The sequence below is a fragment of the Cupriavidus sp. C1SS-2L genome (genome assembly GCF_057073735.1).
The window spans coordinates 472622-498094 of record NZ_CP172709.1 but is presented as its reverse complement, the minus strand read 5'-3'; the positions used below and the strand labels follow the sequence as shown (position 1 = coordinate 498094).

Genomic DNA, 25473 nt, shown 5'->3' with positions numbered 1-25473 from the left:
ATTCAATATTGCATATCTAATTCCGACTTAGCCCTACCGTGTCCACCGCAGAACTACAAGGCATCGACATTCCCGCGCAGATAGCCCAGGAAATCCGCAAGCTCATTAACCGCGGACAGTTGCCGCCCGGGTTGCAGCTACGGCAATCCGACCTAGCCGACCGCTTTGGCATCAGCCGCGTTCCCGTGCGCGAGGCGCTGAAGCTGCTGGCGGCTGAAAGCATCATCGAACACGATCCGAACCGGGGCTTTTTCGTCGCGCCGTTGTCGACTGACGAAGCGCGCCAGCTTTACTTGATGCGTCAACTGCTGGAAGCGGAACTGCTGTCCACGATCGAGTGGCCCACGCCCGCCCAACTCAAGCAGTTCAAGACGATGCTGACCGAACTCGACGAACTGCTCTCGGCCGGCAACCGCTCGGAATGGATCGAGCACCATCGCGCGTTCCACGACGCGGTGTTCGAGCTGTCCCCGAACAAGGTGCTCAAGCGCGAGGCGCTGCGGCTCATGCGGCTGACCGACCGCTACCGCGCGTTGGCCGCCGATATCACGCTGCGCGACCAGCACCTGAACGCCAACATCGAACAGAAGCTTGTGAAAGCGTTGAGTACCAAGAATCGGGACATGTTGCTGGATGCCTACGCCGAAGGCCGCAAGATGGTGGCCGAGGGGCTGATGCAGATCCTCGCGGCGCGCGGCGTATGAAGCGGGGAGCGCTCTAGCCCCCCGTGCACCGCTGTCAGAAGCGGTGCATCATGCCGACTGCCGCCACGGATTGAATCTTCCCGCTGGCCAGGATGTTGCCGATTTCCGCGGCATAGGCGCCGTTAGTGTGCTGATACACGCCCACCAGATAGACGGCGGTCCGCTTGGAAAAGGTATACGTCAACTGGAGCGCGCCCTGGTGAATGATCACGTTCTTCAGTTGCTCGTTGCCGTTCTCGTAGGTATAGGCGCCCCCGAGAATCAGGTCCGGCGTCAGTTCATAACCGATGCCGCCGGCCACCGCGTAGATCCTCGCTCCGGTGAATGTGTTGCGCGCCTGGCTGTACATGCCCGAGAAATCGAAGCGCGATACCTTGGTGCGGGCGCCGGCGAGGAAGTTGGCGATGCCACTCTGTCCCCCATTTACCGCCCCGTAGTTCTGCTCGGTATAGACCATGGCGGCGCGCGTTTCTCCGTGGTGATACCCGATCGCCGCGCTCTTGCCGGACCCGTTCTGGAAGTCTCCCGCCACTTCGCCAAAGCTGTACATCAAGCCGGCCGAAAAGCCGGCGATCTCGTCGGTCGTCAGCTTGACGGCGTTTGACATCCGCTTGCCGCCCACGCGGTCCCAGTTGATGGCCGACATGCCCACCGGCACGCCAGCGGCATTGGTGTAGGGCGCGTATGGCCCACCGGCGGCAAGACCGGCGCCGATCTGCGCAGGGCCCTTGAGGCCGAGCAGGTCCGCACCGAAGCTCCCGGTGCGGAAGTTCAGCATGCCGCCCGCGATGCCGGTGGCGGGGTCGATCGCGCCGATCAGGAAGTAGTCGAACGCGAAGTCGTTCTGCTGCCCGAGGCGTAAGCTGCCGATTCCAACCTTTCGCATGCCGACCCAAGCCGAGTTCTCGAACAATGCGCCGCGCGATTGCGGATCGAGCGCCCCGGTGCTGAGGGAAATCATCGAGTCCAGGCTGAACGATGCTTGCAGGCCGCCACCGAGGTCCTCGGTGCCGCGCACGTAGAACTTCGATGGGTAGATCGCGGAATCCTGCATGCGGACGTTCGAATGGCCGCCGTTGTCTCGATAGAGCGCGACACTTTCGTCCAGCAGGCCGCCGATGGTGACGCTGCCCTGCGCGTGCGTCACTGTGGTCGCGGCTGTCATTGCAATGCCAAATGACAGATGGCGAAGTGCCATTGCCAGCTTTTTCTTCCGAAAAGCCATTCCGTGTCTCCGTGGTTGGAATTTATTGTTGTGGTGCCTGCCCTGCAGGGGAGCAGGCCGGTTTCGGTCGACCGGCAGATTTGCGAGGGTCCGCCTCAGCTAGCAGGCTCCGGGTCCCATGTCGGAATCCAGAGCAGTTCTGGAGCTGCGGCAGCGTCGGTCGATGAAAATTCGCCGTAGCTGCCGTGCGCGTACAGCAGAGGCCGGGCGCGGTCGGCGCGGGGCGTTGCGGTGTCGATGGCGCCGAAGAGAATGCCGTGCGTGCCAACGTCCAACGCACTGGCCACTCGGCAATCGAAGCTGACCAACGCGTCGCGGAGAACTGGCGCGCCGGTGCTGGCGCGTCCCCATACGCCGTCGGCAAACTTTTCCTCTGCCGGTATGGGGCTGGCAAAGCGGTCCGCCAGCCGGCGGCTTTCCACCGCCAGCACGTTCACCGCAAAGATCCCTGATGCCTGGATCGCGTGGAACGACGCACTGTTGCGGTTGACACAGGCGAGCAGCGTGGGAGGATCGGCCGAGACCGAGCAGACGGCCGTGGCTGTTAGCCCCGCACGCGAGCCGTCCGCCGACAACGTGGTAATCAGGCAGACATGTCCGGCGAGGCAGCGCATCGCTGTCCTGAACTGGTTGGCGTCGATGCTCATGCGAGTTCTCCGTCCGGAGGCTATGCGACCGTGGGGGCTGCGGCGAGATGGCGGGCGAAGTGCAGCACCGTCCGACCGTGCGCCTGCATCGCGGCGAGCGGCTGATAACTGGCACGCTCCCAGCAGTTGAAGCCGTGGCTTGCGCCGGGATAGACGAAGAATTTCGCCGTGTCGCGGTCGGCAAAGGCTGCCTTGACCCGCTCGACTGCGGCGACCGGGATCATGGGATCGGTCTCGCCGTAGTGGAACAGCATCGGGCAACGCACAGCCGACGCCTTCTGTAACTGGTCCTGAATGCCGCCGCCGTAGTAGCACGCGGCGGTGTCCACCAGTCCCGCAGCGGCGGCCAGATAGGCCAGGCGGCCACCGATGCAGAAGCCGAGCGCCCCCACGCCGCCCGTCACTTCGGGACGCTCGCGCAGCGATCGCACGGTGCCTTCCAGGTCGCTCTCGATCTCTGCCATGTCGGCGCGAATGAGCATGTCACGCGCGCGAGCGGCTTCATCGCCCACATAGCCGAACGATTCGCGCGGCGCCTGCCGCCAGAACACGTCGGGCGCGAGCACGACAAAGCCCAGTTGCGCGTACTGCTCGGCTACGGCCCGGATATGGCGGTTCACGCCGAAGATTTCCTGGAAGAGGACAATCCCGGGGCCCGTTCTCGCTGGCGGCAGCGCGAGATAGCCTTGGTACGCGCGACCATCGGCTGCGGGGATGTCGATCCAGCTCGTGCGGATCGTCGTCTTGTCGTCGATGCTTTCCTTCATGTCGTCTGCCTCCTTCCTCAGCGCCAGCCAAAGATGTCGAGCGTGGCCTCGCCTGCACGGAGTCGGCGGCACTGATCAGCCTCGTTCACTTCTCGCGCAAGGCCGGCGTCCACCACCTTGCCCGCACTGTCGCGCGGAATGCAGACCACGCCGTCGCCGTCGCCGACGATCAGGTCGCCAGCATGGACGGTGACGTTGCCAAACACGGTCGGTGCATTGATCCAGCCGCGCGCGCCGAAATCCTTGCCGGTGCCGCGGATGCAAAGTCCGCGGGCGAACACCGGGAAGCCGATCTCTTCCAGCAGCACGCCATCACGCACGCAGCCGTCGATGACCAGGCCGGCGAGGCCGCGCACCTGGCTGGCGGTGGACATGACCTCCCCCCAGTAGCCGTGCTCGAAAGCGTCGCTGACCGACACCACCAGCACGTCGCCTGGTTGCGCGGCATAGATGGCGCGGTGCAGCCACAGGTTGTCGCCGCCCGGCGCATGCACTGTGACGGCGGGGCCGCACAGCCTGAATCCCGGTGCGACGGGCTTGATCGCGGACGGAAACGCTCCGATCTTCCCGCCGGCCTCGTGCAGCGTGGCCGTTGGGACGGCACGGGCGGCGTCAACGATCTGCGGAGCGGTACGCGCGAAATCCAGTTGCGTGGTGTCGCGCGGATCGATGCGGTCGATGGACAATGTCATGCTTTCGCTCCTTCGGCGCGCGTCTGCAGTTGATGGTAGCGGTACTCGGCGCGGGCCTCGTCCAGACGCATGCCGCCGGCGACTGCCTTGCGAATGGCGTTCTCCGCAGCTTCGATCTCTTCGGCGGCCGCCAGGATGCGCTCCTCGTGATCACGTGGGATCGATACCAGGCCGTCTGCGTCACCTCGCAGGATGTCCCCCGGTGCCACGCGCACGTCGCCGATATTTACCGGCACATTAGTGGCCTCCACTTGCACGCGGTCCTTGCCGGTGCGCATCCAGTTGTCGCGCGAGAACACGGGGTAGCCGAGCGACAGGCAAAGATGCACATCGCGGTTGATGCCGTCGATTACCGTGCCGGCGATGCCGCGGCGATGGGCGATCTCCGTCATGATGTCGCCCCAGACCGTGGCATCGGTGCGGCCACCGTTGTCCAGCACGATCACGTGACCGGGTGGCACGTCGTCAATAAAGTCGCCGACGGTGCCCGGCGGGCTGGCGGCGGGGCCGTAGAGGATGGTGAAGGCGCGGCCGGCCATGCGGAAGCCGGCATCGCGCGGCTTGATGGCGCGGCATTGGCCGACGATGCCGAGGCGGTCCATGGCGTCGCTAAGCGTGGCGGTGTCGAGCCTGCCGGCGCGAGCGACGTTGCGGTCTTCGATCTGTTCTGACATGACTTAATCCTTCAGCATGAATTCGTAGTTGCCGCCCATGACCTGGCTGATCGGTGTACCGGCCAGAACGGCCTTGGCCATGCGAGCTTCGCGGGCGACGATGCCTTCCGCGGCCTCGAGCACCCGGTCGATGTTCGCCGCGGCGATGAAGATGACAGCGCTGCGGTCGGCGAGAACGTAGTCCCCGGCATCGACGTCAATGCCCCACACGCGGATCGGCACGTTGGTACCTTTCTCGACGATGCGGCCGCGCGCGGTACGGGCGGTGAGGGAAGAGGCGAAGATGGGAAAGTTCATCGCGCGCGCTTCGTCGATGTCGCGCACGGGACCATCGGCCACCACGCCCGCGATACCCTTCACCTTCGCGCCGAGCGACAGCATGCCCCCCCAGCTCCCCGCCTCGACGCCGGTGCGCTGCTCGACGACGATCACGTCGTCGGCGCCGCCGGCCTCAATGGCGGTGGTGCCCAAGTGGCGGGGCTCGCCCGGTGGCGGCGCGCCCGTGCCGAGCTGCACGGTAATCACGCGACCGGCGATGCGGCCCTCGCCGGCTTCCTGCCGCACGCCGCTGACCACGCCCGGAAGGCCGAGCTTGTCGAGCGTGTCGGACACCGCGCAGCAATCCAGCCGGCGCAGGCGGCGCACATATTCGTCGGGGGTACTCATCGAATGGCTTCCTTGTTGTTGTCGGGCCGCCAGCAGGCGAAGCCCATCGCATTGCCCGTGCCCGCTTCGCTGCGGTAGCACGGCACGTAGTCGATCACTTCCATGCCGAAGCCGAGCTCGTCCATCGCGCCGGCCACGGGAATCCAGTTCTTGACCTCGGAGGTCCCGGCCTGGAAGATCGCCTCGCCCAGCCCCTCCACGGGCGCGAAGTCATGCGCGCGCATGCTGTCGAGGATCAACTGATCGACGGTCTCGTCGATGACGAAGTGGGTCAGGCCGCCAGAGGCGATGATGGCCACACGTGCGTCGCTGTCCCATGACCGGATGGCACGCGCCAACGAGCGTCCGAACGCGTGGCAACGGCCAACCGTCGGTTGATTGGGCGGATAGAACGTGTTGATCAGCACCGGCACGGTGGGAATCACCTGATCCTTCATCAGTTGCCGGAATACGAAGCCAAAGGCGTGCGGCGTCTCCGTGGCGGAAAGGTGTTTCAATGCCGTGATGTCGAAGCCGTCGGCCACGGTGCGTTCGATCAGGTGGCGGCCAAGCGCCGGTACGCCGGCATATGTCGCTTCCGGGGGCATGTAGCCGGGCATGGCGTGGGCCACGCCCGGCGGCAGCCGCGACAGCTTCTCGTCGCTGATCATGTTGTTGACGATGGTCTCGCCCCACATCACGCTGAACGCGGGCACGAGCATGTCGTCGAAGATTTCCATCTGGTCGTTGCCGACGATCACTGCCACATCGGGGCGGGCTTCCGCGAGCACCCGCGACATGCGTTCGATGGCCTGCATGCAGCGGGTGTGCCGGGCTTCCCACACTTCCGGCGTAATCTGCGCGGCCAGGTTTCCCGACGCGCGATGCTGCACCAGCTCATCGAACGTCCATGTCCGGCCCTGGTAGTGATGCAGGCTGCGGCGGTCGTCGGGCAGGCGCGAGCCCCATGTGTGCGGCGGCGTGACCAGCATGGGACCATGCGAGGTGCCCATGCCGAGTACGATTTCTGCCATGCTTGCTCTCCTCCGGGCGTCGTCGCGCGTTTAGCGGTACGCCGCCAGGTCGAGGTTGAACAACTTTTGCGCATTGCCGAAGAAGATCTGGTCCTTCTCTTCCGGCGACAGCCAGTCGAAGCCCTGGATGAACGGCTTGATGTCGTCGAAGGTGCGGCCGGTAGCCGGATTGGTCTGCGAGCCGACGCCTGGGCACTCGGCGCCGAACAGGCAGCGGTCCGCGCCGACGGTTTTGATCAGCAGGCGCAGCGACTCCTCTGAATACAGCACGGTGTCGTAGTAGAGGTTGCGCATTCCGGCCAGGAAGTCGCGGCCCGCGCGCGCGGCACCCGACTGAAAGCGGCCAATCTGGTAGGGGATCGAGCCGCCGCCGTGCGACACCAGGATCTTCAGCGACGGGAAGTCCTTGAACACGTCGGAGTTCACCAGGCCGAACACGGCGATGGTCTCTTCATTGATGAAGTGGACGGTGTACGGCGACCGTGCGGAGTGTGAGCCGGTGGCGTGGATGTGCGCGGGAATGTCGAGCTCGCACAGCTTTTCGTAGAGCGGATACCAGTAACGGTCGCCCAGCGGTGGCGCTTCAGCGCCGTTGTTCTCGAATGGGTCCGGGTTGAGCAGCACGCCGCGGAAGCCCAGTTCCTTCACGCAGCGTTCCAGTTCCGGGAGCACCACTTCAATCGGGTCGCCAGCCACCTGGGGCAGCCCACCCACGCCGATGAAGCGCTTGGGCAGCAGCTTTACCGTGCGGGCGATGATGTTGTTGGTCTCCTCGGTGAACCAGTGCACCAGCTTGCCCGGCTTCGCGCTGTGCATCATCTGGAACGGACGCGGCGACAGCAGTTGGACGGTGGTGCCCACGCGGTCAAGCAGGTCGATGTGCCCGGCCGGCCCCATCTCCTTCCGATTGGCGTAGTGGAGGATCTCCTCGTCCGTCACCTCGGGCATCTTGCGCCCGTGCTCGCCGCGATGCGACAGGATGTGAGCCTTGTAGACCCAGAGTTCGGCGGGCGGGCTGACGTGGCCGTGGCAGTCAATGATCATGGGATGTCTCCGGTTGGGATGAAATGACTTACAGATCGAGGACCAGCCGCTCGCCCTTGCAACCCGAGCAGCAGATCATCATGGTGTTGTTGGCCGCCTTCTCCGGTTCGGAAAGGATGGCGTCGCGGTGATCGGGAATGCCGGATAGCACGCGCGTCTCGCAGGCGCCGCACACGCCTTCCTCGCAGGAGTGCGCCACTTCCACGCCGGCATCCTTGAGCACCTGCAGGATGGTTTTGCCACCCGGTACCTGCAGAGATTTGCCGCTGCGCTTCAGTTCGACCGTGTAGCCGCCGTCCAGCGCGGCTTCCTGCTTCGCGGTGAAATACTCGACGTGGACCTGCGCCGCAGGCAGGTGGGCCGTGGCTGCTTCGAAGGCCGCCAGCATCGGGCCCGGGCCGCAGCAATAGAAGTGCGTGTTGGCCGGATGCGCCTTCACTACTTCGGCGATGTCGAGCACGCCGCCCGCTTCTGCGTCGATGTGCAGGTGCAGGTTCTCATAGCTGCGCAGTTCCTCGAGGAAGGCGACGTCGACGCGGTCGCGGCACGAGTACACCAGTGTCATCGAGCGGCCCAGCGCCTTCAGGCGCCTCGCCATGCACAGGATCGGCGTGATGCCGATGCCGCCACCGACCAGCACCGAATGCTCGGCCTCTTCATTCAGCGGGAAATTGTTGCGCGGCGGCTCCACCTGGATCACCGCGCCGGGGCGCAACTGCTCGTGCATGAAGCTGGAACCGCCGCGGCTTTTGGGGTCGCGCTTCACCCCTACCTGGTAGCGCCGCGGCTCGCGGCCGCCTTCGAGCAGCGAATATTGGCGCACCAGGCCATTGGGCAGGTGCAAGCCGATATGGGAACCCGGCTCGCACGGCGGCAGCGCGGCGCCCACCGGAGACGCGAAGGCGTAGAGCAGCGTGTCGCGGGCGAGGAATTGAATCGACTCCAGGCGCAACTCAAGGAGGGCGCCCGTGAACTGGGGCAGGTCGTTCATGTGTGTCTCCAGTGACGACGTTCAGTGATGCGGCGAGGCATATTCCTGCCGGCGCCTGGTGTCCGAAGCGTGCGGCGTGGGACCGATAAGGAGAGGCCCGCTGTCGCTCGCTTCGTCGTTGACGCGAAATTCTTTTTTGCATATTATTTCGACTAACAAGAAAAAAGTCAAAGCATCTTGATGCGTGGACTTTCCCGGGCATCGGCCCGAGGGGCACATCACTGGCGGAAACCGGCAGCGGCATCGTGCAGCGCAGTAGCACCGTCCGCGTCACATGGAAATGGAGAACAAATTGATCGCAGTCCTCTCTTGCAACGGCGGCACGGTCACACACGGCAGCGGCCCGGCCACCCGACTTTTCGTCGCCACTTTGCGTGGCATGCACGTATTCGAGCGGACAGGGCAAGGCGCGCCCTGGCAGCGGACCCGCTCGGCGCTGGAAGACCGTCACGTGAGCGCGCTGCTGTTCGAGCCGCAATCAGGGTTGCTGTTTGCCGGCGCGCACGGCAAGGGCGGCATGTGGGTCAGTCGCGACCTCGGCGTCACGTGGGAACCGCGTGGCAATGGCCTGAAGAGCGAACACGTCTACACGTTGGCGGCACAGCAGCGCGACGGCCGTGTGGCGCTCTATCTGGGCACCGAGCCCTCAGCCCTGTATCGGAGCGACGACCTTGGCGAAAACTGGGAGGAAGTCTCGGCCATGCTGTCTGTGCCGGACCAGGACAAGTGGACGTTCCCGCCGCCGCCGCACGTCGCACATGTCAAGAACGTGGCCTTTCATCCGGCGCAACCGGGCACGCTGTACGTATGCATCGAGCAGGGCGCGTTGCTGAAGACGACGGACGATGGGGCCACCTGGACCGAGCCGCGCAGCTATGAGTCCGCGCAGGACAAGTTCTATCACGACAACCACCGCGTTCTGATCCGTCCGTCGAACCCTGCACAGCTTTTCATGTGCGGTGGCGAAGGCCTGCACTACAGCGCCGACGCCGGCGAGACCTGGACACACCTGATGACGCGTGCGGACCGTATTGGCTACCCCGATGCCATGTTTATCGACCCGCGCGACGAGAACGTGCTGTACCTCGGCGGGCCCGGCAACGCGCCGCGTGATTGGGGCTCCAAGCGCAGTGCCGATGCCACCGTGCTGCGCAGCCGCGATGGCGGCGCAACGTGGCAGGAAATCCGCAACGGCCTGCCGGCAGAAGTTATCGGCAATATCGAAGGCATGGGCTTGTATCACTGGGCCGACCAGGTGATGCTGCTGGCCGGCACCGCGACCGGCGAAACCTACGCCAGCGAAGACGGTGGCGAGAACTGGTACACGGTTGCCGACAACTTGCCCCCCATCTCGAAGGGCGGCCACTATCGCTGGTTCCTGCAAGCCGACGAGCGCGAGAAGGTAGAGGACCGCATGCGCACCGGCACCTGACGGCCGCCCCGGCCGAACCATTCAGAAACGACGAACCATGCCTCGCCGCGGCGTCACCGGCGCGCGGCGCGGAGGCGTACGTCCTCACAAAGGAGACAAGACGTGAGCACATCCCCCTTGGCAACCGCTTCCGGTAGCCTCCCCGTACTGGCCAGCCACGATGCCGCGATTGCCGCGGCGCGTGCGCTGCACGACAAGATCCGCGCGCGCGCCGACCGCACCGAAAGCGAGCGCATCGTATCTGCCGAGACCATCCGCGAGCTGATGGAAGCCGGCCTGTTCGGCGTCGTGACGCCGCGCATGTTTGGCGGTTCGGAGCTGGGCTTCGCGACGCTGGTCGACGTGACTGCCGAGATCGCCTCCGCGTGCGGCTCGACCGGCTGGGTCTATGGTGTCCTGGCCGGCCATAGCTGGATGCTGAACCTGTTCCCGCTGCAGGCGCAGCGCGAAGTGATGAGCGCCGACCGCGTGCTGACCGCGACCGTGTTCCGTCTCGGCGGCACCGTCACGGAAGTGGACGGCGGTTATCGGCTGGTCAACGGCGACGGCCGCTTCTGTTCCGGCATCGACCATGTCCAATGGGTCATTGTCGGCAATGCGGTGCAGCGTGAGGGCCAACCGCCGGAGCCGCGCTTCTTCGTGGTGCCGCGCGAGGATATCGAGATCGTTGACGATTGGTTCACGGCAGGCATGCGCGGCACCGGTAGCCGCTCGATCCGAATCGCCGATACGTTCATCCCGGCGCATCGCTCGGTATCGGTGAAGGACATGATGTCGGGCATGGCCGATGAAACCGGATCGGTGCGCGCACCGATCTACCGGATGCCGTTCCAGAACGTCACGCCGTTTTCGCTCGTGGGCGCGCCACTAGGCATGGCCCGTGCGGCGGTGCGGTCATTCTCCGACGGGCTGGCGGCGCGCCTGGCCACGTTCAGCAGTGAACAGGCAGCCGAGCAATCGGCCACGTTCGCACGGGTGGCGGAATCGGTGGCCGAGATCGACGCGGCGCTGGCCGTGGTGCGCGAGGATGCGCGACGTGTAGACAGTGCGGACGATCCGCGCTCGATCAGCGACCTGGACTGGGCACGCATTCCACGCGATTGGGCCTATGCCGCGCAGAAGGCGCGCTACGCGGTAAACGCGCTGTTCGAAGCAGCCGGCGGGTCCGGTATCTACAACAGTTCCGAGTTGCAGAGAATCTGGCGCGACGTAAATTCCGCCGCCCAGCACTTCGCCTTTACGTGGGACAGCGCCATGACCAGCTACGGACGTGCGGTCATTGGCCTGCAGCCCTCGAAATTCGGCCCGAAGGGCCGGTAACGGCGCGCCGAGTGGAAAGCCCCATGCATGCCGACGAACTGACTTCCATCGACGACTACTCGGCCGCCACGCTGTCGTCGATCTGCGAGCGGATGGCGGTCTCCCGCGAAGTGGAACACATGATCTACCGGGAATCCGAACTGGACGAGGTCTGGCGCCTGCTCGACGCCGACGTCGCCAATGCTGCTCGCGACGGTTGCAGCGCAAAGCAATTGCAGCGCCTGGAGGCGATGCGCTCGCTGGTGATCGAAGCACATGACCTGGTTGGCAACGACGGAGACACCGTTGCCGCCCGTGAACGACTCGGCCGCGCCATCGCGCTTCTGGACTGAAGCCGGCGCAGGCCGTTTTTTCCCACAAAGACGATACACCGATTCAAGATAGGAGGACCTATGCTCACTCGCGAAGACAACAATGTGCTGACCCAGGTTGGCCGCGGCACCCCGATGGGCGAACTGATCCGGCGCTTCTGGATTCCGGCGCTTCTGGCATCCGAGATTGCAGAGCCCGGTGGCAAGCCGGTGCGCGTGCGGTTGCTCGGCGAAGATCTCGTGGCCTTCCGCGATACCGATGGCAAGGTGGGCCTGCTCGACGAGCAATGCCCGCACCGCCGCGCGTCGCTGGCGCTGGGCGACAACTCCGACGGCGGCTTGCGCTGCCTCTACCACGGTTGGAAGTTCGCCACCGACGGCACCTGCCTGGACACGCCCACCGAGCCGTCCGGTTCCGCCTTCTGCTCGCGCATTCGCGCGCAGGCTTACCCGACGCGGGAAGCGGGCGGCGTGATCTGGACCTACATGGGCCCCGCCGCCGAGGAGCCGCAATTCCCGGAATTCGAGTGGCTGTCGTACCCGGCCGTCAACGCCGTGCCTTTCAAGGTGCTGGAAGACTGCAATTACGCGCAGGCGGTGGAAGGTACCATCGACTCGGCCCATGCCGGTGTGCTGCACCGCGAGCAGCCGTGGAGCGCGCCCGCGAAGTACGACCATGAGCGCGACCTGCAACCGAAGATCGAAGTCGAATACACCAAGTACGGCCTGCGCTACGCGGGCGTGCGCAACTTCCGCGAAGAAGGCAAGCTGCATGCGCGCGTGACCGAAGTGGTGCTGCCCTTCTTTACGCTGATCCCGCCCGACGGCTTCGGCGTGCGCAAGAACCGCCGCATGGCCAACGCCTTCGTGCCGCGCGACGACGAATCCACGTGGCACGTCCAGTGGTTCTTCGACGACACCCAACCGGTGGATGTTGCCTATCGCATCGAGGAGGGCGGCCACTGGGTCGACGAGAACTTCCGCAAGAAGCTCAATATCGACAACTGGTACCAGCAGGACCGCGAGTGGATGAAGACCGGGTCGATGTCGGGCATCAAGGGCATCCTGACGCAGGACCACGCGGTCAGCGAAACGCAGGGCCGCATCCTGGACCGTACCAAGGAACACCTCGGCACGTCCGACGTGGCCGTGGTGGCCTGGCGCCGCCAGATGATCCGCACTGCCCGCGCGCTGGCCGAACGCGGCGAGGCGCCCAGCGTGCTGACCGCGCCGATTCCGTTCCCGCAGATTCGCGCGGCGACGGTGATCTTCAGCAACGAGCGCACGTGGAAGCAGGAGGTCCCACTCAATCCGGACGTGGCCCTGACGGCCTGACGCGGCGATGCTGATCGATAGCCACGCGCATGTCTCGCAGGTCTGGTACGAGCCGGTGGAGACGCTGCTCTGCCAGATGAAGCGTCACGACGTGGCGCGTGCGGTGCTGACGCAGATGATCGGGCAGGCGGACAACCGCTACCAGGCGGATTGCGTACGCGCGCATCCAGGCCGATTCGCCAGCGTGGTCTGGATTGACCCGGCCGCGCCGGACGCTCCGCGCGCGCTTGCAAGGTTGGCGGACGAAGGTGCCGCCGGCGTGCGCCTGCGCCCGGGAGCCCGCTCGCCCGGCGACGATCCGCTGGCGATCTGGCGGGCCGCAGAAGCTTGCGGCCTGCCGGTCAGTTGCGTCGGCAATGCCGAAGCGTTTACCACGCCAGCCTTTGCCGATCTGCTGCAGGCGGTGCCGGGCCTGACGGTCGTGCTGGAGCATCTCGGCGACACCAGCAAGCCGATGCAGACCGTGGCCGATGGCGAATTGCGCTACACGGTGCTGCGGCTGGCCCGCTTCAACAATGTGTGCCTCAAGGTTCCCGGCCTCGGGGAACTGGCGCCTCGTGCGCCCGGCGCGCTGCGGGACGGCCCCACGTTCGGCGGTGAGGCGGCAGCGCTGCTGGAGGCCGCCATTGCAGCGTTCGGCGCGCAGCGCCTGATGTGGGGTAGCGATTTTCCGGTGGTGAGCAGCCGTGAAGGCTATGGCAATGCCCTGGCGCTAGTGCGCGAATGCCTCCTCGACCATCCGGCAGTGGTTCGCGAGGCCATCCTTGGCGATACCGCGCGCCGTATATTTTGGAAGGAGATTTGATATGACAAGGAAAGTACTCGCGGCAGTCAAGACTGGTGTCGAGACGACCGAGCTGAGGGAGTTCGACTACCCACTAGTGCAGCCGGACTCAGGCATCCTCAAGGTGGAGGCTAGCGGCGTTGGCGGCAGCGATCCGGAGCTGTATCGCAAGTCCGAGCACGCTCCTGTCATCATGGGGCACGAGAATGTCGGCACCATCGTCGAGCTTGGCCCCATTGCGCAGCAACGCTGGGGCGTGAAGGCCGGCGACCGCGTGGCGCTGCACGAATACCTGCCGTGCTGGCACTGTGAATGGTGCATGAAGGGCGACTTCCGACTGTGCATGGAGGTGGACTTCTTCAATGTGAAGGACCGGCTCAACACGCTGCGTTTCGGCATGTCGACCTGCACCATTGCACCGCACCTGTGGGGTGGCTACGCGCAGTACATGCACTTGCCGCTGAATACGGTCATGCACGTGATCCCGCCCGATATGCCCGCCGTCCACGCCACCCTCGCGGTGCCGTTCGGCAACGGCGTGCAGTGGGCATGCAATGACGGCGGCGCCGGGCCCGGCAAGACAGTGCTGGTATTCGGTCCCGGACAGCAGGGACTGGGTTGCGTGCTGGCGGCCAAGGCCGCAGGGTCCCTGATGGTGATCCTCGCCGGCATGACCCGCGATCGCAGCCGGCTCGACCTGTCGCTGCGCCTCGGTGCGGACCATGCCATCGACGTGCAGAACCAGGATCTCCATGCCGAAGTCATGCGCCTGACCAATGGTCGCGGCGTCGACGTGGTGGTGGATACCACTGGCGATCCGACCGGCGAAGTGGCGCAGCTTGCCATTGGCCTGGCTGCCAAGGGCGCGTACCTGAGCCTGAACGGCCTGGCGCAGAGCGTACCGATCGGCGAGATCAAGAAGCGCTACCTGACCGTGCGTGCTCCGCGCGGGCGCAGCTACGCGGCGGTGGAACTCGCCCTGCGCTACATCGGCTCAGGCCGCTATCCGCTCGATGAAGTGTGTTCGCATACCTTCGGGTTGGCACAGACGCACGAGGCGATCCTTGCCACTGCCGGTCGCGGCGTGGAGGGCGCCGTCCACGTTACGGTGGATCCTTGGAAGTGAACGGCTCGCGCTCCTCTCGAGGTTGAGCGAGCGGAGCGCAAGGCGTCAGACATCACTTCACTTCATTACTTACAGGAGACAAAGTCAATGATCGACAGTCATGCACACCTGATTTCCGCCGATGTGGAACGCTATCCGACTTCTCCACTGAGCGGCGAGCTGGAGCCCGGCGCTCTCGACAATCCGGTGACAGCGGAGCGCCTTCTTGCGCTGATGGACGAGCAAGGCATTGAGCGCGCGCTGGCCGTGCAACGGGCGCATATCTACGGCTTCAATAACGCCTATGTGTGCGATGCCGCCCAGCGCTACCCGGAACGCCTGCGCGCGCTTGGCATGGTGGACGCGCTTGACCAGAACATCCGTGAGCAAGTGCGGCACTGGGTCGGCGAGCGCGGCGCGGTCGGCATCCGCCTGACTGAACCGTTCAAGGGTGCTGACCCGTCCTGGTTCGCTTCGCCTGAGGCGATGGCAGCTTGGGAAACCGTGTCGGAACTGGGCGGTTCGGTGCGACTGCACTTCTATCGCTGGAATCGCGAGGCTGCCCTGAAGGCGCTCAAGCCGGTACTGCAGCGGTTTCCGCAGACTACGGTGGTACTGGATCATTTCTCCAATATCGTCGGCGAAAGCGGCGCCCCGGACCACGGCGTCGACGCGACGCTGCTCGAGATGGTGGAGCATTCCAACGTCTACCTGCTGTACTCCATGATCAACCTCGGCAAACTCGCCGCCGCGCAGATGGCGGCGGCGCCGATGGTCGAGCGTGTGGTACGCGAGTTCGGCGCGGATCGCGTCATGTGGGGGTCCGACGTCGCGCAATCCAAAGGTAGCTACGCGCAGATGGTGGCGCTGGCGAAGGAGTCGGTGTCGCTGCTGTCTGAAACCGACCAGCGCAAGGTTCTGCACGACACCGCGCATGCTGTGTACTGGGGAACGCGCTGAGATGGGCCGGCGCGAAGTGTTCGATCCTGCTGTGGGCCTGACGCCACGCGCCACCGATACCGACTTGCCGTCGCGGCTCGCGGCCGATATCCGCGAAATGATCAACGAAGGGAAACTGTCGCCCGGACAGCAGTTGCGGCAGCAGGACCTGGCCCGGCGATTCGGCATCAGTCGCGTGCCGGTGCGGGAAACGCTGAGCCTTTTGGTTGCCGAGGCTGCGGTCTGCCACGACCCCAATCGCGGCTTCCACGTTGCGCCGCTGTCGAGTAGCGAGGCGCGGCAACTCTATCGCATACGACATCTGCTCGAGACGCAACTGCTGTCGACGGTGAGATGGCCCGACGCCAGCGAACTGGCGGACCTGCGCGCGCGGCTCGCGCTGCTCGACCACCATCTGACGGAGCGCGCCCGGGCCGCGTGGGTGCGCGCACACCGGGAGTTCCACGGTGCCATCTTTGCCTTGTCGCCCGACGCGGTGCTAAGGCGTGAAGTGATGCGACTGATGCGGCAGACGGATCGATATCGCGCCATGGCCGCGCCAGATATTGCCGGCTATCGTTTCCCCGCCGATCCGGAACATCATCTCGTCGAGACGCTCGCCGCACAAGACCGCGAGGCGTTGCTGGATGCCTACCGCCGCGACCGCAGCGCGGTGGAAAAGCGCTTGCTGGCGTCGCTGACCGCGCGCGCTCTCTGAAGTCATATCTCTACGCTGGAATCCTTTGTTCGTCACCACGCGCTCGGGGACGGCGCTCGCCCGCTTTTTGGGTGCAGTGAGGGTGGAACGGGGTTTACCCCGTAAAGCCAAAGAAAAGATTGAAGTGGCGCTTTTCGCTGTATAAGATTCGCAATACTAAATTGAATAATATTTGGACTGAGAGGACCAGGAGCGATCCGCCTTTCGGATCAAAAGCACATTCGGACACAACGGCTACGGACGCCGTTGGCCAGAGTATGTAGCCCCAATGCCAGCCCACTGGCAAGAACATAACGACTAGAAGGAGACGACGTGGACAAAAGACTTGCCGGAGTAGCGGTTGCCGGCTTTTTCCCCCTTGCCGCATCTGCCGCCAGCGTAACCCTGTATGGGGTCGCAGACAGCTTTATCGGCTATTTCAGCAATTCGGAGAAGAGCGTCACGAGTCTGAACAGCGGTGGCCTGGCTGGCTCGCGCTGGGGGATGCGCGGCACGGAAGACCTGTCGGCGGATCTACAGGCCGTGTTTGTGCTTGAGGGCGGCTACAACATGGATACCGGTACTAACGCGCAGGGCGGCCGTCTGTTCGGACGTCGCGCAACTGTCGGTATGCGCAGCAATACTTATGGCGAGATCGCGCTGGGACGACAGCCCACGCCGGGCTACGACTTCGCCGCGATTTTCGATCCCGTACTGATGGCTCCGGGTTCGGTGGCAGCGTCGCTCACCGGCGAGTCGAGCAATCCGTGGATGTTCAACCCGCTCAATGATCCGGCCCGCTCGGATAACGCGGTCCGCTACAACTCGCCATCCTTCGGCGGCGTGACGGTTTCGGCAGCGCATGTGTTTAGCGAGAATGCGGGCGCGCCGGTCAATCGCAACTACGACATCGTCACGTTCCTCTACTCGGCCAATAAGCTGAACGCCGGCTACGGCTTTGCGCGCGCCACGGGAACGACCAACCTGACACCGGACACCAGCCGTCAGCTTGAGCACGCGTTCGCGGCATCTTACGAGACGCCCTGGGCAACGCTCTACGTGAACTATCAATTGCGCTATCGGCTGGGCGCAGCGCATGACTCGGCGTGGCAAGTCGGTACGACCATTCCGGTTGGTGCGGCGGGTAATCTGAAGCTTGCCTACGGCATGCGCGACAGCGGAGTGACGAACGGCCTCCCGGATAACACGCCGACGGCGGACGTGGCCGCCTGGGCCATCGGCTACACCTACGACTTATCCAAGCGCACGACGCTCTACGCCTTCTTCAAGCGCCTCGAAAACCGCGGTTCGTCAAAGCAAACCATCTATCCGCCGGGCGGGCTCGCTGCGCCGACCCAGTTGCACGAAAACGTGAACGCGCTTGGCGCGGGCATCTATCACCGTTTCTGACGCAGCCGGAGTCTATCGATGAAAACGAGTACTGCAACGAATGCCTGCATGACCCGCGCGGCCTCCATCGGAGTCGGGATTGCGATCGCACTATCGTTTGCTTACAGCCTGCATTTCAATCCGCGCTGGTATGGCGATAACGGCCCCGGCGTGGGAAAGCTTCCACGCACGATCGTGCTGGACTATATGAAGCAGGCCTACGACACGGGTCGGGGCGCCGAGGCCGCAAAGGGGTACTTCTCGCCGAAGATGGTCGACCACAATCCCGGCTCGATCGAGCTTCGCGACGGTGAACCGATCCGCCATGAGATCCGGCAGGTTATCGCCGAAGGCCTGGTCGTCGCTGTCTACCACCGTGTGGAGGCGGCGCGGGGCCAGCCGGCTGTCGATGTGCTTGACGTGTTCAAGACAGGCGCCTATACGGGCCGGATCGCCGAAAGGCGGCGTTTCGTCCAATTCCCGCCGGCCGGCGAGGCCGCCAAGACCACCCATTCCGGAGATGCCAAATGAATACAACGTCCCCTGCGAAGCGGAGGCTGGACGCTGCCTGCGCCGGCCGTCTGGTCATCACCCTGATGCGGCTCGCCCTTGGCGCCTGGATGATCAACAGCGGCCTGAGCCATTGGCTGACGAACTTTGGGTTCCCGCCGATCTTCCCTCAGCCGCTTGGCACCCTGCCCGCTTCCAACGCGATGCTGGTCACGCTGATCGAAACCGGTGTGTTCGATATCGTCAAGGCTTGCGAACTGATAGCAGGCTTACTCCTCCTGCTTGACCTGTTCGTCCCCTTCGCGCTGGCGATGACGCTGCCGATCTCGTTCATGGTCTTCTTCAACGCCATTGTCCTTAACCTGCGGTTTGCAATGCTGGTCAGCACGTCCATGAGCGTGTGGTGCCTGTATTTGAACGTCATCCTGATTCTCGCGTACCTGCGCTACTACTTGCCGATGCTGGCGTGCCGCACATCACCGGGGCGTCTCGATGACTTCAGGCGCCTGCCGGCTGCTGTCTTCGCTACAAGCCCGGAAGAACAACGAAGTGCGTGACCCGCACGCAGCACGGGTAGCCGTTCCTCAAAACACAAACTGGAGTAAAGAAATGTTCCTTCGCAATTGCTGGTACATGGTTGGATGGTCCACGGATTTCACGGCCGATGCCATCGTGCCCTTTACCGTGATGGATGAGCCGCTGGCCATTTATCGCAAGACCGATGGAAGCCTGGCTGCGCTGGAAGACCGTTGCTGCCACCGCCTCGCGCCGCTGTCGGTCGGCCGCAAGGAAGGTGACGAACTGCGCTGCATGTACCACGGCTTGAAGTTTGCCGCCGATGGGCGTTGCACGGAAGTGCCGGGCCAGGACCGCATCTCGCCGCGCGTATGCGTGCGGGCCTACCCGATCGTGGAGAAGCACGGCGCTGCTTGGGTCTGGATGGGCGAGGCGGAGAAGGCGGATGAGGCGCTGGTTCCCCCCATCATCGGGCCGGACAACGCCGAATGGGCGATGCAATGCTCGACCTTTGACATGGACGTAAATGCCGAGCTGATCTCCGACAATTTGCTCGACCTTTCGCACGCGCCGTTCGTGCACGAGGCCACCTTCGGCGCCAGCGATCCTGTCGCGCTGAAGATGATGAAAGAAAGTGAAACGAAGCGTGGCGTCACCCAACTGGAGCGCGGCGTGCTGGCCGACCGCTGGCAGTTGGGCCGCCAGTCCAACCCGTACTTCGGCGCGCGCCCATGCGACGACCACGTCGTCAGCCTGTTCCTGGTGCCCGGCGTCTTTATCCTGACCATCACTTCCTACGAGCCGGGCGTGCTCGAGCGCAGCGAGGGCGGCGACGTAACCGAGACGCCGATCTTCAAGCGCTGCACTTGCCAGATGATCACGCCGATCAGCAAGAACAAGTCGCGTTTCTTCTTCAACTTCGGGCCGTGGGCCGCCGCCGCCGACTTGAAGCAGCATTGCTTCGGCATCGCCGACGCTGCCTTCCAGGAAGACAAGCGGATCATCGAGGCGCAACAGGACATGATCCATCGTTCGCCCGGCCGCAAGTTCGTGCTGCTCCCGATGGACCAGCCGGTGGTCCGCTACAACGAGATCTATGCGCGTCTGCTGGCCGTCGAGAAGCCGGTTGCCGAACCGGCCTGAATCGTTGTGACCGACAGGATTTCGAGATAGAAAGATGGAACAGAAGACGCATGCAGTGAACTGGTCGCCGCCGGCTTGGGACGACGAGGCCGACATGGTCGTGGTCGGCTACGGCGGCGCTGGCGCAACGTTTGCCTTCGCAGCCGCAGAGGCCGGCGCCGACGTGCTGGTGCTGGAAAAGGGCGATCGCGGCGGCGGCAATTCGGTTTGCGTCGCGGGCGGGCTCATCATGACCTCGTCCGACGAGGAAGCCACGTTCGACTACATGAACTGGCTGTGCGCCGGCCAGACCGACGAGCCGGTCCTGCGCAACTTTGTCACAGGCCTGAAGGACATCCCGGCCTTCCAGCACAAGCTGGAGCTGCCGCTGAAGGACAACCCCAGGCCCTTCAGCGCGCCGGGATTCTTTCCTGAGTTTCCGGGCGCGCCAGGCGCCGCGAGCATCCACGGTATGAGCGTGGTGGCCGCGCCCGGCGGGGCAGGGCTATACAACGCCATCGCGGCGGTAGCTGAAAAGCATGGTGCGCGCGTTCAGTGCAATACGACGGTGACGCAGCTCGTGCAGGATCCGGCGTCGCGAGGCATCCTGGGCGTGCTCGCCCGCACCGCTGAAGGCCGCACCATCGCCGTGAAGGCACGCAAGGCGACAGTGCTTGCCAGCGGGGGCTTCGAGTTCGATGCCGAGATGTGCCGGCAGTACCTGACACCGTGCCCGATCCATTTCCTTGGCAGCCCGAACCTGACCGGCGACGGCATCCGCATGGCGCAGGAGGTCGGTGCCCAGCTCTGGCACATGAATGCCGTGGCAGGGCCGTTGAACTGGGGCATCAGGGTGGACGGCGGCAGGGTGTACGTGACGTACGACCTCAACAAGGTAGCGGGCTTCGGCTACAACTCGGGCGCGTTCAAGGACGGCGGCAGCCTGATCTGGGTGAACCGTGAGGCGGCACGCTTCCACAACGAGACCACCGATACGGCCGATGTCCGCCACGGCCTCAGCAACCGCGCCACCTGGCTGGCCACCAACCCCGATGTGCCCGAGTTCATCAATGTGCCTGCCTTCCACATCTTCGACGAGAAGGTGCGCTCGGGCGGCGCAGCCATGACGACGCTGAACTCGCGCACCCCGCCGTGGAGCCAGGACAACCTCGCCGAACTGGAGAAAGGCTGGATCCTCCAGGCGGACACGCTGGAGGAGCTGGCGCTGAAGTGCCGCTGGGATGCGGAGCCCGGCGCCTGGCCCGCCGGCCATCTCGACCCTGAAGCGCTGAAGGCCACCGTGGCGCGCTACAACGCGCAATGCGCAGCCGGCGAGGACACCGACTTCGGCCGCAAGAATTTCCTCGTGCCGCTCGATAAAGGTCCGTACTACGCCATCGGCCCGATGCTGCCGACCTTCCTGAACACGCACGGCGGCCCCCGACACGACGCCCGCCAGCGCGTGCTCGACCAGCGCGGCGCGCCCATCCCACGGCTGTACGCCATCGGCGAATGCGGCTCGCTGTGGGGGCCTTACTACAACTCGATGGGCGACATCGCGGAGTTCATCGTGTCGGGCCGCACCGCCGCGCGCGCGGCCCTGGAAGAAGACGCCTGGGACCGCTGAGTCCCAGGCAACGAGAGTTCGAAGAACCGATAAACGGAGACAATCATGTTGGAAAGCCCCACCACAATCCAGTCGCCGCCCCGCAGCTCCGCGGTGGCCGCGCCGACGCCGGCGAAATCGGCGGTGGCGCCAGGCGGCTGGGCTTTGCTGTGCGTGCTCACCCTGGTCTATATCGTGTCGTTCATAGACCGTGGGGCCATCTCGCTGGTGGTCGGCCCCATCAAGCAGGATCTCGGGGCCACCGACCTGGAAGTGAGCTGGCTGCTCGGGCTGTCGTTCATGCTGCTGTACAGCGTGCTGGGCATTCCTGCCGGCTACCTCGTCGATCTGTACCGGCGAAAGTATCTGCTGAGCGGCGCCATCCTGATGTGGTCCGGCGTGCAGATGCTGTGCGGACTGAGCAATACGTACTGGCACCTGTTCCTCGCGCGTATCGGTCTCGGCGTAGGGGAAGCCATGCTGCCGCCCGCGGCATCGTCGATGATCCGGGACGCCTTTCCGCCCGAGCGGCGCGGGCTCGCATTCGGTATCTACAACATCGGACCGCTGCTGGGCACCGGGCTGGCGCTGGTGCTCGGCAGCTTCCTGCTGACGTTTGCGGCCAGCGGAAAGCTGGCGGGCGTGCCGTTGCTGGGAGCGCTGAAGCCTTGGCAATTCGTCCTGATCGTTCCGGGCTTGCTTGGCGTGCCGCTCGCCGCGTTGACGCTGCTGCTGCGCGAGCCGCCGCGACGCGATGCCGTCGTTCACGCGGACCGCGTCACCTATCCGGCTGCACTGCGTTTTGCATGGCAGCAGCGTGCCGTATACGGTCCGCTGTGGATCGCCATCTGCCTCTACGGTATCGCCATCGGCAGCCAACTGGCGTGGCTGCCCGAAATCATCAACCGCTCGATGGGTATCGCACGCCCCGAGATCGGCAAGACGCTTGGCGCGATCAGTTTGGTGGCTTCGCCGCTGGGGCTGCTGTTCTTCGGCAGTGTGGCGGACAAACTGCAGAAGCGCTGGAGTGACGCACCGGTTCGCGTCGCGATCGGCTCGACTGCCGTGGCCGCGCTTATCACCGCCTGTTTTCCGCTGATTCACAGCGCCCAACTCGGCGCCATCGCCTACGGCGCGCAGACGTTCTTCTTCGCGATTTTTGCGGTCGCTGGCGGCGCCACCATGGCCAATTTCACGCCAGGCAACATGATGGGCAAGCTGACGGCCCTCTATTACCTCATCACCAACCTGCTCGGACTGGCGCTCGGCCCCACCGTCTGTGCGCTGGTGGCGCGGCTGCTTTTCAATGGCCCAAACGCGCTCGGCCATGCATTTGTGGCGTGTTACGTGGTCTCTGTCGGCATAGCCGTGTGCCTGCTGGTGCGCGTCTCGCGAGCGCTCCAGGTTGCCACGCAGCGTCGCGCCTCCTGATCCGCGGCGCCATGCCGCGCCACGCCCACGCCTCCGCTTTTGTCTGACCGCAAAAAGGGAAACTGCCAATGCATGCCGCTGAAAAATCGCCATGGAAATATATTGTCCTGTGGCTCAGGCTGTACTTCGCCATTCACTATCTGGCTTCAGGCTTGAATTACGTCATCTTCAACTTCGTTCCGGATTTCAGTCATGCCGGAAGGGTTGGGCCGTATCTTCATGCCATGGCGGATATCGGCTTTTACCAGGTAATCAAATACCTCGAGGTCGTGCTTGGGACGATGTTGCTTTTCAACCTGGCAGTGCCGCTCGCGCTGATTGTGATGGCTGGCATCAGCGTCACCATCATCTACCTGAATCTCTTCATTTCCCCCGCGCCCCGGCAGTTGTTCACGGGGCTCCAGGAGCTGCTTCTCAACGGCGCACTCTTGCTCGCCTACGGCGGGTACTACGCGAACTTTTGTCGCATCAAGACCAGACCGTTCTGGCTTTGGGACGGGTTGTCGCACGCGTCACGCGCTCAGGCGGGAGAGTAAAAGCGGCCGGCAGGCGGGCATGTCGTCAACACTTCGATTCATATAACCCCCCGATTGGCATGCATCGCCGATTTGGTGCGAGGAGATAAACGTGATTAAGGATCTAGTCATTGTTGTGGCAGTGATCGTGGTGACGATACTCATCGTCATGGCTGTCTCCACCAGCTTCGGCGCAAGACCGCTGAGAATCTACGACTACGGCCCGCCGCTGGCCGCGGGCGTGGTTGCCGTGGTTGCGCTGCTCCGTGACGCCAGAAGGAAGTGAGGCCGCCATGAAAATCACCAAAGTCGAATGCATTCCGGTATCGATGCCGCTGAAGAAGCCGCTGCGATTGCCGAATGTCACCATTACCAAGCTTGATACGCTGCTGCTGCGGCTGCATACCGAAACGGGCCTGGTGGGCATCGCCGAATCCGGCGATACGTCTTCGTGGTACCGCGGCGAAAGCCAGGCCTCGATGGTCAGCATGATCTGCGACATATTTGCGCCGCGCATTCTTCTCGGTGAAGACCCGTGCAACATTGAAAAAATTGTCGGCGCAATGGACACGTTGGCGCGTGACAACAACCAGGCCAAGGGTCTCGTCGACTGCGCGCTGCACGACCTGAAGGGCAAGGTACTGAACGTGCCGGTCTACCAGTTGCTCGGCGGACGCACACGCGAATCGGCGCCGCTTGGCTGGGTGCTGTCGGCCGGCGAGCCGGACAAAGTGGCCGAGGCCGCGCTATCGGCCCGGGAAGCGGGCTTTGTCGCCTTCAAGCTGAAGGTGGGGCGCGGCACCTTTGACAACGATGTGGCGACCGCCGCAGCCGTGCGCAAGGCGCTGGGCGATAGCGCGCGCATCTGCCTGGACGCCAATGGCTCATGGAACTACGAGCAGGCCCTGCGCACGATCCGACGGCTCGATGCGTATCGACTCGACTTCGTCGAGCAACCCCTGCCGCACTGGGACATCGAAGGCATGGCGCGCCTGCGACAGCGCATCGACACGCCCGTGTACGCCGACGAGGCAGCGCAGGAGCTGCATCACCTGAAGGAAATCGCCGAGCGGCGCGCGGCCGACGGCGTCATCCTCAAGGTGCAGAAGGTCGGTGGCCTGTTGAAGGCCCAGCGCTTCCTCGCCGTGGCCCAGATGTTCGACCTGCCAGTGATGTGCAGCACGCTGATCGGCTCTGGCGTGGAGGCCTGTCCGACCGCGCATCTGTGGGTGGCGAACCAGTGGGCTTGCCAGTTCATCAGCGAGAGTACGGGGCCGCTGGCTGTGCATGGCGTCTGGAATAGCGAAGACATCCCGCAGGGCGCGGACCTTGCCCTGCAAGGCGCGCGATTCCATCGCGGCCATGTATCCCCCGGCGACGGTCCGGGCCTTGGCGTGGAACTGAACGAGGCACTGCTCGGGCAGATTCGCACCGAGGGCCGTCCTGCGCGGGTGGTCAACCTGTAGGGCGCCCCCGACCCCGCCAGGATTTCAATTCGTGTTGATCTAGGAGACAGACATGAGCAGGGCCAATCAATCACCGTGGAAGTACGCGATCCTGTGGTTGCGTATCTATTTTGGAGCGCACCTTTTCTATTCGGGCTCCCGCTTCATCCTGACGTCATACGTTCCCGAGATACCGGGCATTGGCGGCGCCTATGTTGCCGCCGCGTCGGACATCTACATCTACCAGCTAATCAAGTACATGGAATGCGTGCTTGGTCTGATGCTGCTGACCAATCGCGGCGTGTTGCTGGCTTTGATGCTTGAGATGCCGGCCACGGTCAACATTTTCTGGCTGAACACCTTCATCGTCGCGACGCCGCGCCAACTTTTTACGGGCCCGCAGGAGCTCTTCATGAATGGCGCGCTGCTGCTTGCCTACGGTGGTTACTACGCGTCGGTCCTGCAGGCGAAGGTCGAGCCGATGTGGCTGTGGGATGGACTGAAGAAGGTCGCAAGCGCGCGTGAACGCGGTGACGGCGCTCCCACCTCGGTCCAACAGATCGAAGCATGAACAAAAGCTTGAACCGGAGACT

28 protein-coding genes are annotated in these 25473 nt (G+C 64.2%); 19 read left to right on the top strand and 9 right to left on the bottom strand.

The genetic code is table 11. The features are described from left to right. The first annotated feature begins 38 nt into the window (after positions 1 to 38). On the top strand, positions 39 to 704 hold the full coding sequence (locus ACIGJG_RS19965) for a GntR family transcriptional regulator (protein ID WP_011301873.1): 666 nt from the start codon (positions 39 to 41) through the stop codon (positions 702 to 704). A gap of 34 nt (positions 705 to 738) precedes the next feature. Here the strand turns inward: ACIGJG_RS19965 and ACIGJG_RS19960 are convergent, their stop codons facing one another. The 9 genes from ACIGJG_RS19960 to ACIGJG_RS19920 all read right to left on the bottom strand — a co-directional run bounded on the left by ACIGJG_RS19960 (position 739) and on the right by ACIGJG_RS19920 (position 8423). Continuing rightward, a complete protein-coding gene (locus tag ACIGJG_RS19960) occupies positions 739 to 1902 on the bottom strand; it encodes a porin (protein WP_483673803.1) in 1164 nt (387 codons plus the stop codon). Positions 1903 to 2024: 122 nt separating this feature from the next. Further along, complete coding sequence (locus ACIGJG_RS19955) at positions 2025 to 2576, bottom strand: flavin reductase family protein (protein WP_140948854.1); 552 nt, start codon at positions 2574 to 2576, stop codon at positions 2025 to 2027. 20 nt (positions 2577 to 2596) lie between these two features. Continuing rightward, positions 2597 to 3343 (bottom strand): dienelactone hydrolase family protein, encoded by a 747-nt coding sequence (locus tag ACIGJG_RS19950; protein ID WP_011301876.1) that lies wholly within the window; start codon positions 3341 to 3343, stop codon positions 2597 to 2599. 17 nt (positions 3344 to 3360) lie between these two features. Beyond that, positions 3361 to 4035, bottom strand: coding sequence for a 4-carboxy-4-hydroxy-2-oxoadipate aldolase/oxaloacetate decarboxylase (locus ACIGJG_RS19945; RefSeq protein ID WP_011301877.1), 675 nt, complete (start codon positions 4033 to 4035; stop codon positions 3361 to 3363). Next, entirely contained in the window at positions 4032 to 4709 is a 678-nt protein-coding gene (locus tag ACIGJG_RS19940) for an RraA family protein (RefSeq protein WP_011301878.1), read from the bottom strand. Before ACIGJG_RS19940 ends, ACIGJG_RS19945 begins: the two co-directional genes overlap by 4 nt. A 3-nt stretch (positions 4710 to 4712) precedes the next feature. Beyond that, positions 4713 to 5375, bottom strand: a complete 663-nt coding sequence (locus ACIGJG_RS19935; protein ID WP_011301879.1) for an RraA family protein — start codon at positions 5373 to 5375, stop codon at positions 4713 to 4715. Further along, on the bottom strand, positions 5372 to 6388 hold the full coding sequence (locus tag ACIGJG_RS19930; RefSeq protein WP_483673801.1) for a DODA-type extradiol aromatic ring-opening family dioxygenase: 1017 nt from the start codon (positions 6386 to 6388) through the stop codon (positions 5372 to 5374). The genes ACIGJG_RS19935 and ACIGJG_RS19930 overlap by 4 nt, the downstream gene beginning before the upstream one ends. Before the next feature lie 30 nt (positions 6389 to 6418). Continuing rightward, positions 6419 to 7432 (bottom strand): amidohydrolase family protein, encoded by a 1014-nt coding sequence (locus ACIGJG_RS19925; RefSeq protein ID WP_011301881.1) that lies wholly within the window; start codon positions 7430 to 7432, stop codon positions 6419 to 6421. A 28-nt stretch (positions 7433 to 7460) separates the two neighbouring features. Further along, on the bottom strand, positions 7461 to 8423 hold the full coding sequence (locus tag ACIGJG_RS19920) for a PDR/VanB family oxidoreductase (protein ID WP_483673800.1): 963 nt from the start codon (positions 8421 to 8423) through the stop codon (positions 7461 to 7463). 292 nt (positions 8424 to 8715) lie between these two features. Here ACIGJG_RS19920 and ACIGJG_RS19915 point away from each other — a divergent pair, with 292 nt between their 5' ends. The 18 genes from ACIGJG_RS19915 (at position 8716) to ACIGJG_RS19830 (ending at position 25451) form a co-directional block, all read left to right on the top strand. After that, positions 8716 to 9855, top strand: a complete 1140-nt coding sequence (locus ACIGJG_RS19915; protein WP_483673798.1) for a WD40/YVTN/BNR-like repeat-containing protein — start codon at positions 8716 to 8718, stop codon at positions 9853 to 9855. Positions 9856 to 9957: 102 nt separating this feature from the next. Next, positions 9958 to 11175: an acyl-CoA dehydrogenase family protein gene (locus tag ACIGJG_RS19910; RefSeq protein WP_011301884.1), complete on the top strand. Its 1218-nt coding sequence runs from the start codon at positions 9958 to 9960 to the stop codon at positions 11173 to 11175. 23 nt (positions 11176 to 11198) lie between these two features. Next, a complete protein-coding gene (locus ACIGJG_RS19905; protein WP_140948849.1) occupies positions 11199 to 11507 on the top strand; it encodes a hypothetical protein in 309 nt (102 codons plus the stop codon). Between the two features lie 60 nt (positions 11508 to 11567). Beyond that, on the top strand, positions 11568 to 12821 hold the full coding sequence (locus ACIGJG_RS19900; RefSeq protein ID WP_220630554.1) for a Rieske 2Fe-2S domain-containing protein: 1254 nt from the start codon (positions 11568 to 11570) through the stop codon (positions 12819 to 12821). 7 nt (positions 12822 to 12828) lie between these two features. Beyond that, positions 12829 to 13626, top strand: a complete 798-nt coding sequence (locus ACIGJG_RS19895; RefSeq protein ID WP_220630553.1) for an amidohydrolase family protein — start codon at positions 12829 to 12831, stop codon at positions 13624 to 13626. Between the two features lies 1 nt (position 13627). Beyond that, positions 13628 to 14731: a zinc-dependent alcohol dehydrogenase gene (locus ACIGJG_RS19890; protein ID WP_011301888.1), complete on the top strand. Its 1104-nt coding sequence runs from the start codon at positions 13628 to 13630 to the stop codon at positions 14729 to 14731. A gap of 87 nt (positions 14732 to 14818) precedes the next feature. Then, positions 14819 to 15670: an amidohydrolase family protein gene (locus tag ACIGJG_RS19885; protein ID WP_011301889.1), complete on the top strand. Its 852-nt coding sequence runs from the start codon at positions 14819 to 14821 to the stop codon at positions 15668 to 15670. A 1-nt stretch (position 15671) separates the two neighbouring features. Then, a complete protein-coding gene (locus ACIGJG_RS19880; protein WP_011301890.1) occupies positions 15672 to 16367 on the top strand; it encodes a GntR family transcriptional regulator in 696 nt (231 codons plus the stop codon). Between the two features lie 312 nt (positions 16368 to 16679). Continuing rightward, a complete protein-coding gene (locus tag ACIGJG_RS19875; RefSeq protein ID WP_011301891.1) occupies positions 16680 to 17756 on the top strand; it encodes a porin in 1077 nt (358 codons plus the stop codon). 48 nt (positions 17757 to 17804) lie between these two features. After that, positions 17805 to 18266 (top strand): hypothetical protein, encoded by a 462-nt coding sequence (locus ACIGJG_RS19870; RefSeq protein ID WP_245001839.1) that lies wholly within the window; start codon positions 17805 to 17807, stop codon positions 18264 to 18266. Beyond that, positions 18263 to 18802, top strand: a complete 540-nt coding sequence (locus ACIGJG_RS19865; RefSeq protein ID WP_011301893.1) for a hypothetical protein — start codon at positions 18263 to 18265, stop codon at positions 18800 to 18802. The genes ACIGJG_RS19870 and ACIGJG_RS19865 overlap by 4 nt, the downstream gene beginning before the upstream one ends. Before the next feature lie 52 nt (positions 18803 to 18854). Then, positions 18855 to 19904: an aromatic ring-hydroxylating dioxygenase subunit alpha gene (locus tag ACIGJG_RS19860; protein ID WP_011301894.1), complete on the top strand. Its 1050-nt coding sequence runs from the start codon at positions 18855 to 18857 to the stop codon at positions 19902 to 19904. A 34-nt stretch (positions 19905 to 19938) separates the two neighbouring features. Continuing rightward, complete coding sequence (locus ACIGJG_RS19855) at positions 19939 to 21510, top strand: FAD-dependent oxidoreductase (RefSeq protein ID WP_011301895.1); 1572 nt, start codon at positions 19939 to 19941, stop codon at positions 21508 to 21510. Between the two features lie 45 nt (positions 21511 to 21555). Beyond that, entirely contained in the window at positions 21556 to 22920 is a 1365-nt protein-coding gene (locus tag ACIGJG_RS19850; protein WP_011301896.1) for an MFS transporter, read from the top strand. A gap of 68 nt (positions 22921 to 22988) precedes the next feature. Next, positions 22989 to 23456 carry a hypothetical protein gene (locus ACIGJG_RS19845; protein WP_011301897.1) on the top strand — a complete coding sequence of 156 codons (468 nt, stop codon included), beginning with the start codon at positions 22989 to 22991 and terminating at the stop codon, positions 23454 to 23456. 91 nt (positions 23457 to 23547) lie between these two features. After that, positions 23548 to 23721 (top strand): hypothetical protein, encoded by a 174-nt coding sequence (locus ACIGJG_RS19840; protein ID WP_181184348.1) that lies wholly within the window; start codon positions 23548 to 23550, stop codon positions 23719 to 23721. Between the two features lie 7 nt (positions 23722 to 23728). Beyond that, the gene (locus ACIGJG_RS19835; RefSeq protein WP_011301898.1) at positions 23729 to 24901 is read left to right on the top strand and encodes a mandelate racemase/muconate lactonizing enzyme family protein; all 1173 of its coding nucleotides are present in this window, start codon (positions 23729 to 23731) and stop codon (positions 24899 to 24901) included. A gap of 52 nt (positions 24902 to 24953) precedes the next feature. After that, positions 24954 to 25451: a hypothetical protein gene (locus ACIGJG_RS19830; RefSeq protein ID WP_011301899.1), complete on the top strand. Its 498-nt coding sequence runs from the start codon at positions 24954 to 24956 to the stop codon at positions 25449 to 25451. Positions 25452 to 25473 lie beyond the last annotated feature (22 nt).

Excerpts from the sequence above, each read along its gene's own strand:
- ACIGJG_RS19960 (WP_483673803.1), bottom strand. The coding sequence starts at position 1,902 with ATGGCACTTCGCCATCTGTCATTTGGCATTGCAATGACAGCCGCGACC.
- ACIGJG_RS19955 (WP_140948854.1), bottom strand. The coding sequence starts at position 2,576 with ATGAGCATCGACGCCAACCAGTTCAGGACAGCGATGCGCTGCCTCGCC.
- ACIGJG_RS19950 (WP_011301876.1), bottom strand. The coding sequence starts at position 3,343 with ATGAAGGAAAGCATCGACGACAAGACGACGATCCGCACGAGCTGGATC.
- ACIGJG_RS19945 (WP_011301877.1), bottom strand. The coding sequence starts at position 4,035 with ATGACATTGTCCATCGACCGCATCGATCCGCGCGACACCACGCAACTG.
- ACIGJG_RS19940 (WP_011301878.1), bottom strand. The coding sequence starts at position 4,709 with ATGTCAGAACAGATCGAAGACCGCAACGTCGCTCGCGCCGGCAGGCTC.
- ACIGJG_RS19935 (WP_011301879.1), bottom strand. The coding sequence starts at position 5,375 with ATGAGTACCCCCGACGAATATGTGCGCCGCCTGCGCCGGCTGGATTGC.
- ACIGJG_RS19930 (WP_483673801.1), bottom strand. The coding sequence starts at position 6,388 with ATGGCAGAAATCGTACTCGGCATGGGCACCTCGCATGGTCCCATGCTG.
- ACIGJG_RS19925 (WP_011301881.1), bottom strand. The coding sequence starts at position 7,432 with ATGATCATTGACTGCCACGGCCACGTCAGCCCGCCCGCCGAACTCTGG.
- ACIGJG_RS19920 (WP_483673800.1), bottom strand. The coding sequence starts at position 8,423 with ATGAACGACCTGCCCCAGTTCACGGGCGCCCTCCTTGAGTTGCGCCTG.
- ACIGJG_RS19905 (WP_140948849.1), top strand. The coding sequence starts at position 11,199 with ATGCATGCCGACGAACTGACTTCCATCGACGACTACTCGGCCGCCACG.
- ACIGJG_RS19900 (WP_220630554.1), top strand. The coding sequence starts at position 11,568 with ATGCTCACTCGCGAAGACAACAATGTGCTGACCCAGGTTGGCCGCGGC.
- ACIGJG_RS19895 (WP_220630553.1), top strand. The coding sequence starts at position 12,829 with ATGCTGATCGATAGCCACGCGCATGTCTCGCAGGTCTGGTACGAGCCG.
- ACIGJG_RS19890 (WP_011301888.1), top strand. The coding sequence starts at position 13,628 with ATGACAAGGAAAGTACTCGCGGCAGTCAAGACTGGTGTCGAGACGACC.
- ACIGJG_RS19885 (WP_011301889.1), top strand. The coding sequence starts at position 14,819 with ATGATCGACAGTCATGCACACCTGATTTCCGCCGATGTGGAACGCTAT.
- ACIGJG_RS19880 (WP_011301890.1), top strand. The coding sequence starts at position 15,672 with ATGGGCCGGCGCGAAGTGTTCGATCCTGCTGTGGGCCTGACGCCACGC.
- ACIGJG_RS19870 (WP_245001839.1), top strand. The coding sequence starts at position 17,805 with ATGACCCGCGCGGCCTCCATCGGAGTCGGGATTGCGATCGCACTATCG.
- ACIGJG_RS19865 (WP_011301893.1), top strand. The coding sequence starts at position 18,263 with ATGAATACAACGTCCCCTGCGAAGCGGAGGCTGGACGCTGCCTGCGCC.
- ACIGJG_RS19860 (WP_011301894.1), top strand. The coding sequence starts at position 18,855 with ATGTTCCTTCGCAATTGCTGGTACATGGTTGGATGGTCCACGGATTTC.
- ACIGJG_RS19855 (WP_011301895.1), top strand. The coding sequence starts at position 19,939 with ATGGAACAGAAGACGCATGCAGTGAACTGGTCGCCGCCGGCTTGGGAC.
- ACIGJG_RS19850 (WP_011301896.1), top strand. The coding sequence starts at position 21,556 with ATGTTGGAAAGCCCCACCACAATCCAGTCGCCGCCCCGCAGCTCCGCG.
- ACIGJG_RS19845 (WP_011301897.1), top strand. The coding sequence starts at position 22,989 with ATGCATGCCGCTGAAAAATCGCCATGGAAATATATTGTCCTGTGGCTC.
- ACIGJG_RS19835 (WP_011301898.1), top strand. The coding sequence starts at position 23,729 with ATGAAAATCACCAAAGTCGAATGCATTCCGGTATCGATGCCGCTGAAG.
- ACIGJG_RS19830 (WP_011301899.1), top strand. The coding sequence starts at position 24,954 with ATGAGCAGGGCCAATCAATCACCGTGGAAGTACGCGATCCTGTGGTTG.